We start from the raw sequence: 20,204 nt of genomic DNA on the forward strand, positions 1-20,204 counted from the left end.
TATATTAGCAACGTAGTGTGAGAATCCCAGGAGATCCCCCATGAGGGTAGCCATCGACGGTCGCGCCATCATGCCATTTCTGGATGGAATCGGGCGCTACTCCCACTGCCTCATTGAGCAATTGCGCCATCTTGACAGCTGGAACGAGTACATCGTTTTCGTCACCCACCCCCAGTTCGACTTTCCCGCCGACTCAAACTTTCGCGAAGTGGTGCTGCCATATCGCTACGTGCACGCCTACACGGTCACCCATTTCCATCGGGACTTGAACCGCGAGGGGGCTGATCTGCTTTTCGCCCCCTTCTTCCTATCCCCGCCTCTGTTCAGGGGGCCGGTGGTCCTGACCGTCCATGACCTGATTTGGGTCACCCATCCGGAGCTGCAGGGACAACGCTGGCGCTTGGGGGACATGGTGAAGCGCCAAGCCCACGCCTGGATTGTCCCCCTTTCCCTGCGCCGGGCCCGGGCCTTGCTCTCCGTCAGCCAAGCCACCACGGCGGAATTGCTGGCCTTCCTGCCGGAGGTGGCCGGACGCGTCCACACCATCCCCTTGGGCTTGGACCACGTGCCCGTCCCTGCCACCATCCTGCCGATGGAGCAGCGCTTGCCTTATCTCCTGTTCATTGGCAATTCGAAGCCCTACAAGAACATGGCTGGCGTCATCCGCTGCTTCGACCTACTGGTGCGCGAAGCCGGATTCAGCCAGTGGCGCCTGAAAATCCCAGGTCGACGGGACAGTTTCCGCGGCAGCATTCAACGTTTGTTGGATGACTTGGACTGTCGAGACCGGGTGGACCTGCTTGGCCCCGTTTCCGAGGAGAACCTGGCGGAGCTTTATGGACAGGCTAGTTTGCTGCTCTTCCCCTCGCGCATGGAGGGCTTCGGTTTCCCGGTGTTGGAGGCCATGCGTCACGGAACTCCGGTGGTCACAAGCAACCGCAGTTCCCTACCTGAAGTGGCGGGCGGCTGTGCGCAGTTGGTGGATCCAGACGACGTGCCGGCCATGGCGCGGGCCTGCGCGGAGCTGCTGGGCGATGTGGCGCGGCGACAGGAGCTGTCCGCGCGCGGGCTGGAGCACGCAGCCGGCTTTCGCTGGGAAAACACGGCGCGGGCGACCTTGGCCGTGCTTCGACAGGCCGCCGACGGACGGATGAGCCCAGGCCCACGGTGAAGCCGGAGGCCCCCTGCACTGACGGCGAGCCGCCGATCGATTGCTACCTTCGGCGAGCTCAGGGCCAATAATGCCAGAACTTCGCACGTCGCATCTGTTGCTCACCGGAGACTCGCCACAGTTGAGGTGGTGGGCGCTCGGCCTCTCCATTTTGGGGGCCCTTTGCGTCTCCTTAGCTTTTACAGAACCGCTCTGGCTACTTGGCCCCATCTTCGTCCTGCTCGCCTTCGCAGGCATATTGGCCCGGCAGGCCGCCCCCTTGCTGTTGGGCCTCTACCCCGCACTTTGCGTTCACCACAATCTGCGCCTCAATGTGCTCTTCGTCCTTCTGGGCCTGTTGCTGTTGGTTCTGGAACGGGCGGAGGAATGGGAGCCGGCCAAGTCGAAAGCCATGGCAATCGCTGGGCTGGAATTGGGGTTGGTGATTGCCGCCGTGCTGGCCCTGCATCCCGTGCCCTTCGCCACACATCCCGTCGAAGCGTTTGGACAGTGGCTCTATGATTATTCGCCCGTACTTTTGTATGTGTTGATCGTACGCTCGGGCTTTTCCGCCCGCTTGGTGCCCATGCTTGTGCGCCTATTGCTGGTGGCGATCCTGGCGGCCAGCGTCACCGTGGTGGTGGACGGCCTGCTTCATCCCAACACCCGGGCTGTGGGTTGGGTGGAGCGCATGCCTACGGGGACGGCGTACGATCTGGTCATGTTCGTGCCCATTGGGCTGGGAATGTTTGCGTCTGGCCGCAGCCGAGTGCTCGGGCTGGCGACCGCGTTGCTGGCCTTGGCAGCGATCTTCTTCACGGGCTCTCGGGCCCCGTTCGCCGTTGCCCTGCTTTTAGCCCTGCCCTTTGCCCGGGGCCAACGCTGGGCCTTGCCGGCCTTGTTGGCCGTCCTCACCCTGGCAATGATCCAGACCGGTGGCGGCATCGTCAGTCGTATGGCCTCCATCGAAGGCGAAGCCGGGCTGATCGATGCCTCCACCTTGCTACGCATTGTCGTCTGGGGTCTATCGATTAAAATCTTGATGTTGCATCCCTTGTTGGGCATCGGATTCGGCCAATTCATCTCCTATGCGAGCAGCCTGTTCATCTTCGATGAGTTTCTTCTCGGCCATTCACACAATATCGTGCTGGAGAAAATGGTCCAAGTGGGCATACCGCTCGCGCTTTTTTACTTAGCGTTGATAGGTCTGTTACTACGGCGGAACTGGCGCACATACCGCGCATTGCGCGATCGGCTGGACAGGGCGGACGTGGAGCTGTTCCGCGGGCTATTCTTTGGTGCATTGGCCATGCTGGCCTGTGGCGCTTTGGATGCCGTGCTGAACGGTTCCAACCAGCCACTGGCCTTTTGGATGATCATGGCCCTGCTCACAGTCTGGACGGAGGGACTGGGCCGCACCCAAGTCCGGGAGGCCGGGCAATGAGTCCTCTGGAATGCCTCGCCTTGGCGCTATTCTGGCTTTGCGTGACCGGGTTGGCGGCCGCTTATCCGGGCATCCTGCTGCTGGCCCTTTGGATGCGCCGGCTGCCCGTGCCCTGGCACGCCGACCCCGACTGCGAGCCCACCTTCACTGTGGTCATCGCGGCCCGTAACGAAGAGCGCGTCATTCGTGACAAACTGGACAACTGCTTGGCGCTGGACTATCCGCCGGACAAAGTAGACGTGTTGGTAGTCTCGGACCAGTCGGAGGATGCCACCGCGGCTATCATTGACGAGTACGCCGGACAGCGTGTGAGTCGCCTCGACTTCGCCGAGAGATTGGGCAAGACGCAGATTCTCAATCGCGTTGTCCCGCTGGCCAAGGGCGAGATCGTGGTCATGACCGACGCCAACGTGATGTTCGACGCCGGAGCCTTGCGCTCCTTCGCCCGCTGGTACGCCGATCCACGAATAGGACTGGTCTCCGGCTACGAACGCCGCGTGCAACGTGAACGCGAGAGGTTCCAGGCCGAGACCTGGTACCGGGACTTCGAAGTGGTGCTCAAAGAGGCTGAGGGCCGGATGGGTGCGGTGATGGGCGCGCACGGCGGACTCTACAGTCTGCGCGCTGCCTGCTGGCGCACCTTGCCGGAAAACGCACTTTCCAATGACGATCTGCTGACGGCCATGGGCGTCCTGCGGCAGGGTCTGGCCGTCGTCCAAGACAGCGAAGCCCGCGCGGTGGAGTACATTGGCGCCGACCCTGACCAGGAGTTCGGCCGGCGCGTGCGCATCGGGGCTGGCAATTATCAGTGCTTCGGCTGGAATCTGTGGCTATTGAACCCCTTGGAGGGCTGGAAGAGTCTGTTTTACTGGTTGCACAAGCTCCCCCGCTGGTTTACTCCGCACCTGATGGCAACCGCCCTGGCCGCACACCTGCTACTGGCCGCGCACGGCCGATTGCTGGCCCTCCTGGTGCCTCACTTGGCCCTCTACGTCCTTGGAATCATCGGTTTGGTCCTCAACCGTCGCGGTCGAGGTGGTGGCTTGGTTTCGGCACTAGGTCATTTCCTCTACATGAATGCCGCTGTGTCCGCGGGCTTCGTCAAATGGTTGGGCGGGATCCAGGGCAGCACCTGGAATCCCACCCGCCGCTGACGTCATGCTGCGAGCCACCCTGTCCATACTAGGCACACGTCTCGCCACCCGTTTGGTCACGATGGCCGCGGGGATCCTGATCGCGCGCACCATCGGTGTCAGCGAACAGGGCGTGCTTGGACTTTTATTGATGCTGGGCGGCCTGTTGGCCGGGATGGTGGACTTAGGGCTGGGCATGGGCGCTGTGTTTTTTGTCGGTCGGCAAGGGTGGCGCGAGGAGCGGTTCGCCGGTTTGGCCTTGCCCGTATTGTTGGTGGCCACTGTCGTGGGGTTGGGCCTCTTCTCTTGGCTGGCTACCACGTGGCTCACCGATTATGCCGTTGCGTTGGAAGGCGGCAATCTGGCCATCCTGGCACTCTTCGTTGTGGGCAACGCGTTCACCGAGCTCCTGCTCAATCTGTTCATCGCCCGGCAGCGCTTGCGGGAGTACAACCTGGCCGAAGTATTGTTCGCCGGGGTTATGCTCCTGGCCACCTTGGTTCTTACCTACGTTGGAGCTGCCACTGCTGCGCCCTATTTCATCCTATACGGGGCCGCCCGCCTGCTCGTCTTCTTCTATCTGCTGACGCGGCTGGAGCACCGCCCAGTTGCCCCGGTCTGGCGCGAGTTACCCAACCTGTTGCGCTATAGTTTGACCCAGTGGTCGGCAAACCAGTTCAGCCAGCTCAGCGTCCGCGTGGATGCGCTGATGCTGGCCTGGTTCATTCCGCGCAGCCCGCGGATCTCGCTGGCGGATCTTGGCCTCTATACCATTTGTTTGCTCACCATCACACGGCTGATGGAGATCCAGCGCAGCATCCAGACTGCTTTTTTTTCCCGCGTGGCGGGGCTGGACGACGCTGCCGCCATAACGGCCACCAACTCCACTTACCGTCGCAGCTTCTTGGTCTACCTGCTGCTGTCCGCCCTTTTGATCCTGTTCGGCTGGCCCGTGCTCTGGCTGTACGGGCCGGATTTCACAGCCGCCTGGGGCGTGCTCACCGTTCTGGTGCTAGGAACCATTACGTTGCGCGGCAATGCCGGCATGCTGATGTTGTACTTCTCCACCGTGGACCGCAGCATTTACACTGTGCACACCCACCAGATCACGTTGGTGGCGAATGTGCTGTTCAATGGACTGTTGATCCCGCGCTGGGGGAACATGGGCGCTGCGGTGGGCACCAGCCTGTCCTTTGCCGCGGGCAAACTCTATCTGCTTTGGCGTTACCAGCAGTTGACGGGCAGCCACTGGGCGCGGGATCTGCTTATCGGGCCGGCAGAAGCGCGAGAATCCATTGGGGATCTGATCCGGGAGGTGCGGGAAATGCTGGGACAGAGAAGGTCTTGAAGGAACCCGCCTGGCACCGAAAAGCACCTAGAGCTGGCGCGCTGCCCTAGCGACGGGTCACCTGACCCATTGGTGCAGGACCGGCCACTGTGAATCCCCTTGTTGGTCGATGACCTTGCAGGTCCTGGCCGAACTGCATGCAGGGGCCAAACACCGGCGATCCATAGGTTGACGACCATACACCTGGCGCAAGATGGAGGACGCATGACAGGCGGCGCACGGTTGTCGCGGGCGTTGTGGGGAAAGCGCGGCTGGGTGGCGCTGGGCGTGCTGCTGCTCCTGGCCCTGCTGGCCCTGCTCGGGCGCTGGGACACCCACCGACGGCGAGCCCGGCCGGATCTGGAACGGGCCGTGGCCCAGGCCGACGACAGCATTTTCACCGTGGCGCGGCTGCGGGCCTGGCTGGACGCGCAGCCCGACAGCCTCAGCCGCGAGGAGGTCCAGCACTGGTTGGAAGGCTGGGTGGAGGACCAAATCCTCTATCAAGCGGCGGTCCGGCAGGGCCTGGATACGCTGGGCGGAGTCCGGGAGGAGCTGAAGCGCCTGCGCCTGCGCTACCTGCGCGGCCTGCTGGAGGAGCAGAGTCTGGCCGAGTCCCTGCGCATTTCCACCCTCGAGTTGAAGACCTGGGCGCGCGCCAATCAGGATCTGCTGGCCCTGCCCGAACGGCAGCTCCGCTTCTCCTGGGTGGCGGGGGCGGACAGCCTGGCGCTGGCGCGATTGATTCCCGTGATCCAGCGCGACCAGCTCACCCGCAAGCGGCTGGAGGACCAGCGGCTGGGCAGCGGCCGGACGGAGTTCGTGACCCGCGGCGAGTTGCCCCTGGCCCACGCCGCGATCCTCCTGGGACTGAAGCTCCACCAGGCCTCGCCCGTGCTGCGCGGCCCGGAAGGCTGGATGGTCTATCAGCTGGAGGAAGTGCGCCCGGTGGGCTGGGTGCCCGACCCCGACCAGCACGAAGAGCTGGTGCGGGCCGCCATGCTGCAGGATCTGCGCTGGAAACGGCTGCAGTCGCGCCTGGAGACGCTGCGCCAGGAGGCGGTCTGGAAGGTGGATCTGACCCCGCTGCTCGAGGTGGAGATCGGCGTGCCGCCCGCCCGTTGAGACGCCGGGCGCTGGATGGGTCAGGCTGATTTGCCAAGAAGCTTGCCGCTGCCTGACAGGAGGCGCAGGTAGAGCTGGTCCAGCTCGGACTCTGATCCAGGACATGGCGGTACATTCGCCGGAGGCCGCAGGCGGCCCTCTAACACGGCTTGGATTTTATCCGCCAGGTCAACGACATCCCCACTGTGATACAGCAGCGCCCCCGGTTGGCGCGGCGCGGCGTCGCTGGCGAGCACGGGTTTACCCAGGGCAAGGGCCTCCACCACGGTCAGGCCGAAGCTCTCGAACCGGGTGGTCCTCAGAACGAGGTCGGAGGCCGCGATGGCCGGGACGAACTCATCATGCAGTGATTCATGCCAAAGCACCCGCTCGCGAAGGGTCGGGTCCTCGCACTCCCTTTTCAACTTGATGTAGTGGGCCCTCTCCTCGGGGGTCTGGCTGCTGATGGAAGTGATGTAGAGTAGCAGCTTTGCGGGCGAACCTCGTTCCACCAGCAGGCGCATGGCGGCCAGCAGCTGGTCGAAGCCGTAAAGATCGCCTACTGGTCTTAGACGCACGGCGCCGTTTGCGACAAGCAACGGTCCGCCCCTGGCGACGAAGGACCTCACCTCTGCTGGCAGGCTTGCCTGGCCGGTACCGGGAGGCGGCGTGACCCAGGGATGGATCAGATGCTGGTTGGGCCTGCAGCCCAACTGGGGCAGCAACGCCTCTCTCGCGCCTTTGCCCACCAGGACCAGCGCTTGAACCCGGCGCAGGTTCCAGATCACCAGACGGGCGAGCCAGGATCCCACGGGTCCGAACTGCTCATGGGGTTCGGCGGTATGCAGAGTCGCGACAACGAGGCAGCCGCGCAGCTGGAAGAGCCAGAGCAGGGCGCGGAACTTCAAGTTGGTACTGTGCACGTGTAACACGTCGGGGGGGTGACACAGGAGATGCAGGCATAAGCGACCCCAGGACATACGGGGCAGAATCAACTCGCTCGGTTCGGCCGAGTCCGGGGACTCGTTGTACACGCGCACGTGGTTGCCCTGGCCCGCCTGATGGAAGGTCAGGCGCATCACATGCACGGAAACGCCGCCCAAGGGAGGTGGCCAGCAGCCCACATGCACGATGTGGGTCACGGTCGGCGGTCCACGATCAGGCTCCGCAGGACTTCCGCGTATTCGTGGAACAGCCGCTCGCATGAGTATTGCGCATAGTGCCCGGGTCCGATCTCGTAGTGGGCGGCGCAATCGTGACGCTTCTCCAGCAGGCGCAGCAGCGCCGCGGCGATCCCCTCCGGATCTGTGAACTCTGCCCACTCGCCCAGCCTGTGCGTCCGGGTCACCAGTTCCTTGAGGATGCCCGGCGGCGAGGCGACCCACAAGGGCTGCCCCAGCCGCATGTATTCCCAGGTCTTGCCCGGATAGACGATCTCGATGCCCGGCGCATCGAACAGGTTGAGCAGGAGGATGTCGGCGCGGCTCAATTCCTGCAAAGAGCGATCGTGCGGTAGGAAGCCCAGCAGGCGGAAGCTCTCCCGGTTGGCGAAGCCGGCGATCTGCCGCAGGGTGCCGGCGTCGCAGTGGCCGATGATCTCCACCACCAGCTCCCGGCGCAGCCCGGGCTGGGCGGCGAACACGCGCGACAGGGCGCCGTCGATGTACTCCAGCGTGCGCGGGCCGGCCACACCCCCTGTGCTGCCTGCGTAGGAGATCAGGCAGCGGTCCGGTTCCCGCGGCAGTGGTTCGAAAGCGAAGTCATCCTCGTCGTAGCCCGAGAGAATGGTCCGGCCCCGCTCCGGTCGGCGCAACTGCCGCTTCACCCAGGCCGTCATCCCCGGCGTGCAACTCACCACCAGGTCGCACTGGTTGAGCGTCCAGCGCTCCAGCCGCTTCTGGCACCAGCGAAACCATGAGTGTTTGGGCGTGGCGATGGGGTCCAGCGCCCACATGTCGCGAAACTCCAGCACCATTGGCAGCTTGGGAAAATGTCTACGCAGCATTGGGATTAGCAGACCTGTGGAGCTGGGCGGCAGGGTGACCAGGACAATCTGCAGATCGTGTTCGTGGATCAGCCGGCGGGCCTCCGCGGCCATGCGCGGAAGGTAGCGGAAGCGGTTGTCCGGGAAGGGCAGGATGCTGCGCAGCAGCCGGCCCGCCAGGCGCAGGTGGCCGGGCCGGGCGGTGTTGTCTTCCACCGTGGGCGGCGCGGGATGCGGGTTGGCCACGTGCAGGTGCAAGCCCTGCACATCCGGCGCATAGGACGGATCGCCCGCCTCGGACTCCCAGCCCCCGCACAGGACGTGTACGTCCCAACCCTCGCGGCGCAGGTACTTGGCCAGCTTGATGGCGCGGATGGCGCTCCCACACCCATTGAACGGATAGAAGAAGTACGAGATGAGCAGGATGCGGGGCCGCTCCACGGGATTCACCTCTCAGGCCCCCAGGGCTGCGTCGATGCGATCCTGATGACTGCGGAACCAATTCACGGTTTTTGACAGGCCCGTTTCCAGATCCACCGTGGCCCGCCACTCGGGCAGCTCCGGGCTGCCCGGCACGAAGTGGCGGTGCAGGGTCTCCCAGGAGCGGACGGGCATCTGGGAGATGCCGGCCGGGTTGCCGGTCAGGCGGTTGATGGTCTGGGCCAGTTCCAGGGCCGAGGTGCTGACCCCGCTGGACAAGCGCAGGCAGCGCCCGGCCAGGTCGGGTCGCGCGGCGGCGGCGAGGAAACCGGCCACGATGTCGCCCACGTAGGTGTAGTCGCGGCTGCTGGAGCCGTCCCCGATCACGGGCAACGGCAGCCCGCGCAGGGCGCGGTGAATGAAGTTCGGGATCACGTTGCGGTAGGGGCCGGGCAGTTCGCCGGGGCCGTAGCTGTTGAAGATCCGCACCGTGCTGAACGAGAGCCCCTGCTCGCGGTGGAAGTAGTAGCCGTAGAACTCGCCCAGGGCCTTGGTGATCTGGTAGGGTGTCTTGAGCAGCAATTCCACCCGACCCGGCGCGGTGCCGGCTTCGAGACCGTCGTCGATGGCGCTGGTGGAGGCGTAGACCACCCGCTCCACGCCCAGGCGCTGGCAGTCGCGCAACAGGGCCAGGCAGCCCCGGCCGTTGACCTCCAGGTCGTCCTCGGGATGGTCCACTGAGTTCTGGTTGGCAAAAAAGGCCGCCAGGTGGAACACGACCGTCGGCCGGGCGTTGAAGGCCAGCTCCCGGGCGGCGGGGTCGCAGATGCTGCCGCGGATGAAATTCACGCGCGGATCCACGGGCAGATTCCAGGGAACCGCGGAACTCAGGTCATCCAGCACGCTGACGCGCCCGGCCTGGCGGGCCAGCAAGGCGGCCACCAGATTGGAGCCGATGGCCCCGGCGCCGCCGGTGACCAGGACCTCCCGGTCCATGAAGAACTCCTGCGGCGTCGAAGGGCTCATGCAGTGGTCCCCTTGCTGAATCGGTGCGGTCACGCGCCGCAGGCAGGGCGCAAAGTAGAGATCGGCGCTGGATCGCCGCAAATCCCCGCGCCCGTCCCTCCCCAGCCCTGCTTTGTTAGGTTGTGCCGCCGAACCGAACCCGGCCTGGGCCGGTGAACCACGGGAGAATCATGAGCTGGATGCGCATCCTGCCGGCCTGTCTGCTGGCCTGTCTGTTCCTGCGGCCCCTGGCCGCCCAGGAGACCCTTGACCGCGTGCTGGTGGTGGTGGACGAGGCCGTGATCCTCGAGAGCGAGGTGGGCCAGGAACTGCAGCGCTACCTGATGGAGAACAAGCTGGATCCGGCCACCTTGGGCGGCGAGCGGCTCGAGGAAGTCAAGTTCGACCTGGTCCAGGCGATGATCGACAACAAGGTCCTCTACGCCGTGGCCCGCCAGGACACCAACATCGTGGTCACGGACAAGGACGTGGAGCGCCGCGTCCAGGACCGGATGGACGAGATCCTGCGCCAGGTGGGCAGCGAGCGCCGGCTGGAGGAGATGATGGGCCAGCCCGCCAAGGCCATTCGTCACACGCTGGAAAGCGGCATGCGCGAGCGGATCTACGTGGAGGAGGCCCAGCGTCGCAAGCTGGGCAAGGTGGAAGTGACCCGCCAGGAAGTGGAGGAGTTCTTCAGCGCCTGGCAGGACAGCCTGCCCCAGGTGGGCGAATCCGTCCGCCTCTCCCACATCTTCCTGACCTGGAAGACCTCGCCGGCCAGCGAGGCCCGTGCCCGCGCCCTGGCCGACAGCCTGCACGCCCTGCTGAGCGCCGATCCCGCCCGCCTGGGCGAGCTGGCCGCCGCCTTCAGCCAGGATCCGGGCAGCGCGGCCGCGGCGGGCTCCATCGGCCGCACCAAGCGCGGCAACCTCGTGCGCCCCTATGAAGAGGCCGCCTACCGGCTCAATCCCGGCGAGCTGGCGCCGCCCGTGCGCTCGGAGTACGGCTGGCACCTGATTCGGCTGGACGCCCGGGAGGGCGAGTACATCGAGACCAGCCATATCCTGATCAAGCTGGAGCCCACGGCGGAGGACCGGCAGCTGATCTACGACCGCGCGGACTCGCTCTACAGCGCGCTCCAGGGCGGGGCGGATTTCGCCCAGCTGGCCACGCGCTACACGGATCATGCCCTGACGCGCCAGAACGGCGGCGACCTGGGCTGGCTCGAGCTGGAGCAGTTGCAGCCCCTGCTGCGCTCGCGCGTGCGGGACCTGAAGGAGAACGAGCTGAGCCGGCCCCTGCGCGGGGAGGTGGAGGGCAAGGAGGGCGTGCAGATCGTCCGTCTGCAGGAGCGCCGCCCGGCCCGCCAGCCCAACCTGGACGCCGACTGGAGCCAGCTGGAGATCATGGCGCTGAACTTCAAGAAGCAGCGGCTGCTGAAGGAGTGGGCCACCCAGTTGCGGGAGCGGGTCTACATCCAGGTGGTGGATTGAGAGTGAGCGCGCCACGTGGCGCGCGGATGCTGGCCGCGCTGGTCCTGGCGCTGCTGATCACGGTGTCCGCGCCGGCCCAGGGGACGATTCCGCTGGCGCGCCTGAAGTACGACGGCGGCGGGGACTGGTACGCCAATCCCAGCAGCCTGCCCAACCTGCTGCGCTTCGTGCGCGAGCAGACGGGCCTGCCCATGGAGGAGAAGGAGCGGGTGGTGGAGCCGGAGGATCCCGAGCTCTTCTCGTGTTCCTACCTCTATCTGACGGGCCACGGGCGCCTCTCCTTCAGCCCGGCCCAGGCCGAGCGCCTGCGGGCCTGGCTGCTGGGCGGGGGCTTCCTGCACGCCGACGACAACTACGGCCTGGACGCCCACTTCCGCCGCGAGATCAAGCGCGTGCTGCCCGAATACGAGCTGGTGGAGGTGCCCTTCGACCACCCGCTGTATCACGCGTGGTTTCCGTTTCCGCAGGGCTTGCCGAAGATCCACGAACACGACGGCAAGCCGCCGCGGGGCTGGGGGATCTTCATCGACGGCCGGCTGGCCGTCTTCTACGACTGGGAGTGCGACCTGGGGGACGGCTGGGAGGATCCCGACGTGCACCAGGATCCGCCGGAGCTGCGTCGCAAGGCGCTTGAGATGGGCACCAACCTGATCGTGCACGCCCTGGGCGCCGGCCCCGACCGGTTGCCTCGGGCCGGACAAGTGGACTGATTCTCGTGAGATGTCGGATGATGATGCGTCCACACCGTCCAGTGCAAGGCGCAGCGCCGCAGGCGTAGCGGGGCTACGCCAAGGGGCTGCAACGCAGCAATGGGCGGCGTGGGCACTTCCCGTAGGGTTTGCGTCAAAGATGGAACCAACTCACTTCTCTCAGAAGCAGCAAACAGCATCTGACAGATCACGGGAATCAGTCCACTAGGGACCCCGGGTCGCTGATCCGGGGAGGAAGGGCAGCGTCATGGACGGCTACGGACTGGCTTGGGGACACGTGCAGCGGACCCGGCAACGGATTCGCGGCCTGCGCGCCCAGACGGGCCTGCTCTGGTGGAGCCTGCTGCCGCCCTGGCTGGCCTGGGGCTTCGTGCTGGCCGAGCACCTGGGCGACCACGCCGCCTCCGGCCGCGCCGGCCTGCGCGCCGGCCTCCTGCTCAGCCTCGCTCTCTGGGGTCTCGGCGCGCTGGGACTGATCCTGCGCGGCCTCTTCTGGCGTGCGGCCCTCCCCGGCGAGCGCGAGACAGCCCTGCTGCTGGGGCGCGGTGACGACGAGATCCGCGACCGCCTGCTCAACGGCCTGCAGGTGATGGAGGAGGAGCGCCGCTCCCCGGGCCGCTCCGACCCGGGTCTGGTGGCGGCCAGCCTGGATCTGGTGCTGCCGCGGCTGGAATCCCTCGACCCCCGCAGCGTGCTGCCCGTGGCGCCACGCCGACGGGCCCTGGCCTGGGGCGCGGGGGCCTGGCTGCTGGCCCTGGCGCTGTTCCTGCTGGGGGGCGAGTCCGCCCGGCTGGCGGCTGCGCGGCTCTGGGATCCCGCCCGGGATTTCCGCGGCGCGCCGCTCTTCTCCCTGAAGATCAGCGTGGCCTGGCCGGATTCCACCCAGCCGGGCCGCGTGCTGGAAGGCCAGAGCCTGGACCTGCGCGTGGAGGCCCAAGGCGCGGCCCTGCCCTCCGAGATCGAGCTGCAGGCTGTTGGGCTGGAGGCCGGCTCCGCCCGCGGGGAGGATGCCGTCTGGCGCCTGCCCCTGCGGCTGGGTCGCGCCACCCTGGCCGGGCTGGCGCCGCGCGGCTCCTGGACGCTGCGCGCCTCCGCGCTGGAGGAGCAGCTGGGCCAAGTGCGCCGGCTGGAGAGTGCGCCGATTGAGGTCGTCTGGCTGCGCCCGCCCCGGTTGGACAGCCTGGGCCTGCGCCTGCACCCGCCCGCCTACACGGGCCTGCCCGTCCGCGACCTGCCCGGCGACGCGGCGGATTTCAGCGCCCCGGTGGGCAGCCGCCTGGAACTGGCGGCCTGGTCGCAGGACGGTCTGCGCCGCGTCTGGCTGCAGGAGGAGCGGACGGACTCCACCCGCGCGCCGGTCCGCCACTCCCTGGCCCTGGAGCGCGGCGGCGCCCGCGGCGCCTGGAGCGTGACCCGCTCCCTGCGCTGGTCCCTGCGCCTGGAGGACGACCAGGGTCTGCCGAATCCCCAGCCCCTGGTCCACGTGCTCGAGGCCCTGCCCGACCAGCCGCCGCGGCTGCGCGTGCTGGCCCCGCGGGAGACGGAGGGCCGGCTGGATCCCAGCCTGGCCCTGGATTTGGCCCTGCTGGCCGAGGACGACTACGGCTTCGGCCCGCTGCGTCTGGCCTGGAAAGTGCTCTCGCGCAACCTGCGCGAACTGACGCCCCCGCCGGATCCCGCCACGCTGGACTCCATTCCGCGCGACTGGGGCCGGCGCACCCTGGCGCTGAACGCGCTCCAGGACGGCGGGGCGGCGGCGGACGCGCCCGCACTGCGCCGCGCCGCGCTGGAGGAGCGCTGGGATCTCGCCGCTCTGCAGCTGTTGCCCGACGACGAGCTGGTCTTTTTCTTCGAACTCTGGGACAACGACGGCTGGAACGGGCCCAAGGTCGTGCGCAGCCCGCTCTATCGCTTCCGCATGCCCGGGCTGGAGGAGCTGTTCGCCGAGACCCGCCAGGACGAGCAGGACATCGAGCAGGAGGCGGCGGAGGTGCTGCAGCAGGCCCGGGAGAACACCAAGCGCCTGGAGGAGCTGAAGGAGGAGTTGCGGCGGGATCCGGAGCTGACCTGGGAGCGCCAGCAGCGCCTGAAGGAGGTCGTGCGCGAGCAGGAGCAGGTGGCCCAGCGCGCCGGCGAGCTGGCCGCCAAACTGGACGCCACCCAGCAGAAGCTGGACTCGCGCAATCTGCTCTCGGAAGAGCTGCGCAACAAGCTCGAGCAGTTGAAGAACCTGCTGAACGAGGTGATGAGTCCCGAGCTGCTGGAGAAGCTGCGCAAGGCCGCCGAACAGGCTCTGCAGAATCCCGGCCCTCAGCCCGCCCAACGGCCCCAGGCGGACATGGAGGAGGTGCTGCGCAAGATGGAGCAGCAGCTGGACCGCTTCCTGGCCGTGCTGGAACAGATGAAACTCGAGCAGCGGCTGGAGGAGCTGGCCCGGCGGGCGGAGGCCCTGCTGGAGCAGCAGCGCCAGCTGCAGGAATCCCTGCGGCAGGGGGAGAAGCCCCAGTCCAAGAGCGCCGAGGAGGCGGCCCGCCGGGAGGACGCCGAGCAGCTGGCCCAGGAGCTGGAATCCCTGCAGGACGAGTTCGGCGAGCGCTCCACCTTCCCGCACGAATCCATCGATCAGGCGCGTCAGCAATTGAAGGGCAAGAAGATCCCCCCGCGACTGGGCGAGATGCAGCAGCAGTTGGAAGGCGGCCAGTCACCCTCTTCGGAGAGTCAGGAAAGCATGGACCAGGACCTGAACGAGTTGGCCGAGCAGCTCCAGCAGGCCCTGCAGCAGTCGCGTCAGCAGTCCATGGCCGAGCTGGGCAAGGAGATCGAGCGCCTCTGCCAGGAACTGCTGGTGATCAGCCAGCGCCAGGAGACGATCAGCGAGAGGTTGAGCGGGCTGAACAGCCGCAGCGCCCAGCTGCCCGGGCTGGCCGAGGAGACCCTGGAGAACCAACTGGGCGTGCGCGCCGCCGCCCGGGGCGTCTACGAACTGACCCGCAAGAGCCTGCACATCCCCACCGGCGCCCTGACGGAGCTGGGTCTGGCCGACCGCAGCCTGGACGAGATGCTGGCGGGCTTCCACGAGCGCCAGACCGGCCGGCTGGGCTCCCTCTCGCCGGACGCCATGGCCCGGGTCAACCTGACCATCCTGCTACTCAAGGAGGCCGAGCGCCAGATGGCCAGCTCCAGCTCCTCCAGCGGCCTGCAGGAGATGATGGAGAAGATGGCCCAGGCCGCCAGCCGTCAGCAGTGCCTCAACGGGCAGTGCAACAACTTGATGAGCATGAAGCCCGGCCAATCCAACAAGCCCATGTCCATCTCCTTCGGCGAGGCCAAGGGCGAGCAGGGCAGCATCCGCGAGAGCCTGGAATCCATGCAAGAGAAGCTGGGGGACAAGGGCAAGCCCCAGCTGGGCGACCTGGGACAGACCGCCGCCGACATGAAGGAAGTGGAGAAGGATCTGGCCGCCCACACCTACACCGAGCGCACGCAGAAGCTCCAGGAACGGATTGTCAGCCGGTTGTTGGACGCCCAGCGCAGCGTGCGCCGCCAGGATGAAGAGAAGAAGCGCGAGAGCCGCAGCGCCCAGCCCCTGCGCGCCGCGGCCCCGCCGCCGGTGGAGCTGCAGCGCGAGCGGGCCCTGGAGCGCGACCTGCAGCGCGCCCTGCAGGGGGGCTACCGCCCGGAGATGCAGGAACTGATCCGCGACTACTTCCGCGCCCTGGAGGAGTCGAGCGCCCCGCCCGCCAGGCCGTGATTTCTACGTCGAGGCCACGTTCACCCCGAAGGGCACGAAGGCCAACAAGGTGCGGGAAGAGGAACGCAGGATTAGAAGAGAAGTGAAGAGAACAAGCTGCCCACTGGCTTGGACACGAGCGTCGCCCTCCTCACCCTGACGCCCAAACCCATCTCCCAAGAGCTTCGTGCGCTTCGTTCTTCTTCCCGCACTTCGTGGTGGGCTTGGTTTCTGCGTCGGGGCCACGTTCACCACGAAGGACACAAAGGCGAACGAAGAGCGGGAAGAGGAGTAGGGAAGAAGAGAGGAACCAGCTTCCCACTGGCTTGGAATCAAGCCCCGCTCTCACGGACAGTTCTCCCCAATCCATCTTCCAAGTCTTCGTGCGCTTCGTTCTTCTTCCCGCACTTCGTGGTTCATGTGGCTTGAGGGAAACGGAAAACGGGGCCTGGGAGGCCCCGTTCCTGAAGGATTCCTTGTTGATAGCGGCGGGTCACCGACGGACGGTGAATTAGCAAAATCAAACGGTGGTGTCGAGAAGGGGGTGTTCGAGCAGAAAACAACATGGGGGTGTTGCCTTCCGTAGGGGGTATCCGTCGAAAACCCTTCTCAACAAGAAACCCATTCGCTGGAACTCTGAGCAACCCACGTGCCAAGAGTTCGAGTCGAATGGGCTTCTTGTAACGATAAGACTAACAAGCACTTCCTCGCACGCTCAAGCAAGCCCGAACGTGTTCTGATTTTGCTCGCTGTCCAGGATCGGTCGCCTATCTTGCTCCCTGCTCGTATCAGCATCCCCAACTTGCCGCGTAACCCCTGATCAGGCAAGTGGATCCACTGACTCCCGGTGCTCGGCCGCTACGCACGCCCGGTTTCGAACAGCTTGAACAAGAATCGGCCCCTGAACGGCTAATGCTTGTTTGGTCAGGAAAAAGCCTCAGTCCCATACGCACATCAGCCCTGGTGTTGACGCCAGGGCGAAAAAATGGATATGCGGAAACGAATCATTTCTGATTTTACAACGAGGACGGGCCCTTCAGAAAAAGATAGCGGCTTGGTTCCGGTTACATGCCGAACAGACAGAGAACCAATAGCAAAATCAGAAATACGGGTGAGGAAATGAGGAGATTGGAATGAAAGGCAACCCGACGCGCCATCTGCCTAACGGCGGGCGAATTACCCAGATCGAAGCTGTGGACTTCGAAAATCTTTTCCATTCAGCACCCGGAACCATTCTTTTCTGAAGGACCCAGCCCTCGGGGATAAATCTGCGCAAGAGCCGTGCCAGTCAACGTCAGTTTGTGACCCTGTTGAGAGCCAAGCCCTTGCCTATTCTGGACCTCGCGTCAATCCCGCTGGGCTGTTCAACTCCCGACGGCTCTGCTCAGAATTGAACAACTCGGGCTCGTGAATGGGGCGGCCAAGTCCAGGAAAGACAAAGCGCCTCAGCTTGGAGCCGGGGCGCCTGAGGTGTCGCGTGGCCGCGGCGTTCAGCGTGCGCGCCAGGCCGTGACGAAGTCGCCAATGCGTTCGAAGGCCTTGCGCAGCGTCTCGTCATCCGGCAGGGTGACCAGGCGGAAGTGGCTGGTCCCGGGCCGCTGACCGAAACCGGAGCCCGGCACCACCACCACGCCGGTGTCGAGGATCAGTTGGCGGACGAAGTCGCTGTCGTCCCCTTCAACGTAAAGGGAGGGATAGGCGTAAAACGCTCCGCTGGGGGGGACCAGCGACATCCCCTCCACCTGGTTCAGCATGCGGCCGGCCAGTTCGGCCCGGCGCTTGAGAATTTCATTCATCGACTGGATGTGGCTTTGGTCGCCCTCCAGCGCCACGCGGATGGCGTGCTGCTCCGGGTGGTTGGCGCAGAGGCGGGCCCGGGTCAGCTTGAGCATGGCCTCCAGGTAATCCTCGATCAGCTTGTCCGGCCCGGATACGATGCACCAGCCCAGCCGGAAGCCCGGCGCCACCCAGTTCTTGGAGAGGCCGTTGAAGGTGAGGATGCAGATGTCGTCGGCTAGAGACGCCGTGGGCACGTGTTCCTGACCGTTGTAGATCAGCCGGTCGTAGATCTCGTCGGAGAGCAGCACCAGATTGTGCTGGCGGCATAGCTCGATGATCTGCAGCAGGGTCTCTCGGCTCCAGACGCCGCCGGTGGGATTGTTGGGGTTGATCAGCACGATGGCCCGGGTGTGTTCGTCGATGCGCGCGGCCATGTCCGCCAGATCCGGCTGCCAGCCGTTGGCCTCGTCCAGGAAATACGGCCGGCCCTCGCATTCCAGCTTGGCGGTCAGCGCCGTGTAGAGCGGATAGCCCGGGAACGGCAGCAGCACGTTGTCCCCGCGGTCCACCAGGGCGGAGAGCGCGATCTCGATGGTTTCCGAGGCCCCGGTTCCAATGAACACGTCCTGGATGTTCTTGAGCCCGCGGCGCTCGGCGTCGCGCCGGATGGCGGCCACGGCTTCCGGGATGCCTGAACTGGGGCTGTAGCCGTTCAGGTTGTCCCGCATGGCCTTGATCGTCGCCTCGAGGATGTGCTCGGGTGTGCGGAACTGGTAGGGATTGGGGTCGCCGATGTTCAAATAGAGCAGATCGCGGCCCCGGCGGCGGGCCTCGTCGGCGATCAGGATGATGTCCCGCACGGCGTAGCGGATATGATGGGTGCGCTTGGCGGCTTGGATGGACATGCGAACCTCTTGATGGGCGGCGGGTTTCCCCAGCCGGATGCTTGTTCGTCTGTCCACAAGATACCATTCGGACCGGCCCGGAACATTTTGTGGGAGCGGTTTGGGTGGCCGCACGCTCTGTTCGATTTCCGGCGGCTTGAACGGAATGGCACAACTGCATACTGGACAGCCCAGATCGAAGTCCAAGCCAGTCAATCCTCTTCGGTTCCTAACAGGTTTGGCACAAGGATTGCCGTCTTCGGAGAGCCTAAAACTGCTATCAACCTCGACAACCTGTTAAGAAGGAGCACCCGATGAAGCGCAACCTATTGTGTAGTGTGAGCCTGTTGGGCCTGCTGGCGAGCGCCGGCATGGCCGCGACGGTCACCGATGCCCAGCAGATGGACGCGGCCAAGCGCCCGATGCCGGGTCTGGACATGAGCCGCTCGCTGACCTGCGAAGACGCCACGGTCATCGACTGCGACTTCGGTCCCAACACGTACACCATTCCCGCCGGCGGCGGCGAGTGGTTCTACTACGTGGGCACCGGCTTGGGCCTGACGATGGAGACTCGCTTCGCGACCACGACCATCGACTCCGACCTCTACATCTACACCGGCACCTGCGGCGCCCTCACCCAGGCCTTCTATCGCGACGGCGACAGCACCCAGGGGTGGAAGACCTACCTGAACTGCACGGACTTCAATTTCGTCGCGGGCCAGGGCTACTACATCTACGTCACGGACTACTCCAGCGGCACGGGCGACGTCACCATCGACTTCACCTGCTGCGAGTTCACGCCCTTCGCCTGCCCGCCCAACTCGCTGCCCTACAACGAGGCCAATGAGTTCGGTTGCGGCGACTACGCCCACTCCATCGACTGCGGCCAGGTCTATTGCGGCGAGATCGCCGACAACGACGATCACGACTACTTCTGGTTCACCGTGACCGCCCCCATGACCACCATGACCCTGAACGTCTACGGCAACGACACCAACGGCCGCGCGCCCTTCGGTTATGGCCTGGATCCCTACATCCGCGTCTACAACGAAGACTGCACCGTGCTGATCGCCGAAGACGACGACAGCGGCACGGGCTACGACAGCCAGCTGCTGCTGAGCTGCATGACCCCCGGCTTCTATATCGTGGAAGTCAACACCGAGTGGAGCGCCCCGGGCCCGTACCTGCTGACCCTGGACTGCGCCGTCTGCTGCTGGGAGACCAATGCGGTCACCACGCCCGACGTCGTGATCGACGAGACCAACTTCAGCTCCTTCGTGGGTGAGGCCAATGCCTTCACCACCGCGGTCAGCCTGTGCGACTATTGCAGCATGATCGCGGCCGGCCCCGGCTGCTTCAGCAACGGTCATTGCATCCTGGACCTGGACGGCGGCGAATATTGGTTCAACGTCTACCAGCCCCTGACCGGTTGCTACGCCATGCAGATGCGCGTCACCCCGGCCTACACCGACACCTGCACGCCTCTGGTGGGCGTGGCCCAGAACGGCGCCCTGTTGGGTTACTTCGCCCTGGACGCCTCCACGGGTCTCTATCCCTCCAACTACAACAACGCCGGCACGGACCAGACCACCTTCGTGATCGACGCCCCGGCCGCTTGCTGTGACCTGGTGCACGTCAGCATCTGGTACGAAGACCTCTGCCCGCCGGTGGAAGCTGGCGACCAGCCGGTCAGCTTCGCCCTGTCCCAGAACGTGCCGAACCCCTTCAACCCGGCGACCACCATCAGCTTCACGCTGCCTGAGTCCGGTTTCGCCAGCCTGAAGGTCTACGACACCGCCGGCCGCGAAGTGGCCACCCTCGTCAACGGCCTGAGCGCCCGCGGCGACCATCAGGTGACCTTCGACGGCAGCCAGCTGAGCACGGGCGTGTACTTCTACACCCTGCAGTTCAACGGCCAGAGCCAGACCCAGAAGATGGTCCTGGTCAAGTAAGCCAGACCCTCTTTGAGCTACGAAGCCCCCGGCCTTGCGGCCGGGGGCTTTTTCATGGCCGATGGCTGCCCCCGCCCGGCGGCCACTGG

Annotated in this window: 13 protein-coding genes; 9 read left to right on the plus strand and 4 right to left on the minus strand. The window is 65.5% G+C overall.

The window, feature by feature from the left end; translation table 11 throughout:
- The first annotated feature begins 40 nt into the window (after window positions 1-40).
- From WC326_14285 to WC326_14305, 5 genes are all read left to right on the plus strand, one after another.
- Window positions 41-1,171 (plus strand): glycosyltransferase family 1 protein, encoded by a 1,131-nt coding sequence (locus tag WC326_14285; GenBank protein ID MFA7332234.1) that lies wholly within the window; start codon window positions 41-43, stop codon window positions 1,169-1,171.
- Between the two features lie 70 nt (window positions 1,172-1,241).
- Window positions 1,242-2,594 carry an O-antigen ligase family protein gene (locus WC326_14290; GenBank protein MFA7332235.1) on the plus strand — a complete coding sequence of 451 codons (1,353 nt, stop codon included), beginning with the start codon at window positions 1,242-1,244 and terminating at the stop codon, window positions 2,592-2,594.
- Window positions 2,591-3,748: a glycosyltransferase family 2 protein gene (locus WC326_14295; protein ID MFA7332236.1), complete on the plus strand. Its 1,158-nt coding sequence runs from the start codon at window positions 2,591-2,593 to the stop codon at window positions 3,746-3,748. Before WC326_14290 ends, WC326_14295 begins: the two co-directional genes overlap by 4 nt.
- A gap of 4 nt (window positions 3,749-3,752) precedes the next feature.
- Window positions 3,753-5,075, plus strand: coding sequence for a polysaccharide biosynthesis C-terminal domain-containing protein (locus WC326_14300; GenBank protein MFA7332237.1), 1,323 nt, complete (start codon window positions 3,753-3,755; stop codon window positions 5,073-5,075).
- Between the two features lie 204 nt (window positions 5,076-5,279).
- Window positions 5,280-6,179, plus strand: a complete 900-nt coding sequence (locus WC326_14305; GenBank protein ID MFA7332238.1) for a peptidylprolyl isomerase — start codon at window positions 5,280-5,282, stop codon at window positions 6,177-6,179.
- Window positions 6,180-6,199: 20 nt separating this feature from the next.
- On the opposite strand, the gene WC326_14310 is transcribed toward WC326_14305, so the two are convergent.
- The 3 genes from WC326_14310 to WC326_14320 are packed head-to-tail and all read right to left on the minus strand — an operon-like array spanning window position 6,200 to window position 9,558.
- Complete coding sequence (locus WC326_14310; protein MFA7332239.1) at window positions 6,200-7,300, minus strand: glycosyltransferase family 4 protein; 1,101 nt, start codon at window positions 7,298-7,300, stop codon at window positions 6,200-6,202.
- A complete protein-coding gene (locus WC326_14315; GenBank protein MFA7332240.1) occupies window positions 7,297-8,583 on the minus strand; it encodes a glycosyltransferase in 1,287 nt (428 codons plus the stop codon). Before WC326_14315 ends, WC326_14310 begins: the two co-directional genes overlap by 4 nt.
- 12 nt (window positions 8,584-8,595) lie before the next feature.
- Entirely contained in the window at window positions 8,596-9,558 is a 963-nt protein-coding gene (locus tag WC326_14320; protein ID MFA7332241.1) for an NAD-dependent epimerase/dehydratase family protein, read from the minus strand.
- Window positions 9,559-9,758: 200 nt separating this feature from the next.
- Here WC326_14320 and WC326_14325 point away from each other — a divergent pair, with 200 nt between their 5' ends.
- From WC326_14325 to WC326_14335, 3 genes are all read left to right on the plus strand, one after another.
- Window positions 9,759-11,060 (plus strand): peptidylprolyl isomerase, encoded by a 1,302-nt coding sequence (locus tag WC326_14325; GenBank protein MFA7332242.1) that lies wholly within the window; start codon window positions 9,759-9,761, stop codon window positions 11,058-11,060.
- Between the two features lie 2 nt (window positions 11,061-11,062).
- Window positions 11,063-11,770, plus strand: coding sequence for a DUF4159 domain-containing protein (locus WC326_14330; protein MFA7332243.1), 708 nt, complete (start codon window positions 11,063-11,065; stop codon window positions 11,768-11,770).
- Between the two features lie 247 nt (window positions 11,771-12,017).
- Window positions 12,018-15,521 (plus strand): DUF4175 family protein, encoded by a 3,504-nt coding sequence (locus WC326_14335; GenBank protein MFA7332244.1) that lies wholly within the window; start codon window positions 12,018-12,020, stop codon window positions 15,519-15,521.
- A 1,469-nt stretch (window positions 15,522-16,990) separates the two neighbouring features.
- Here WC326_14335 and WC326_14340 read toward each other — a convergent pair.
- A complete protein-coding gene (locus WC326_14340) occupies window positions 16,991-18,184 on the minus strand; it encodes an aminotransferase class I/II-fold pyridoxal phosphate-dependent enzyme (GenBank protein MFA7332245.1) in 1,194 nt (397 codons plus the stop codon).
- 293 nt (window positions 18,185-18,477) lie between these two features.
- Here WC326_14340 and WC326_14345 point away from each other — a divergent pair, with 293 nt between their 5' ends.
- A complete protein-coding gene (locus WC326_14345; protein ID MFA7332246.1) occupies window positions 18,478-20,115 on the plus strand; it encodes a DVUA0089 family protein in 1,638 nt (545 codons plus the stop codon).
- Window positions 20,116-20,204: the final 89 nt, after the last annotated feature.

Source organism: Candidatus Delongbacteria bacterium, assembly GCA_041675285.1.
In the GTDB taxonomy this organism is placed as follows: domain Bacteria; phylum CAIWAD01; class CAIWAD01; order CAIWAD01; family CAIWAD01; genus CAIWAD01.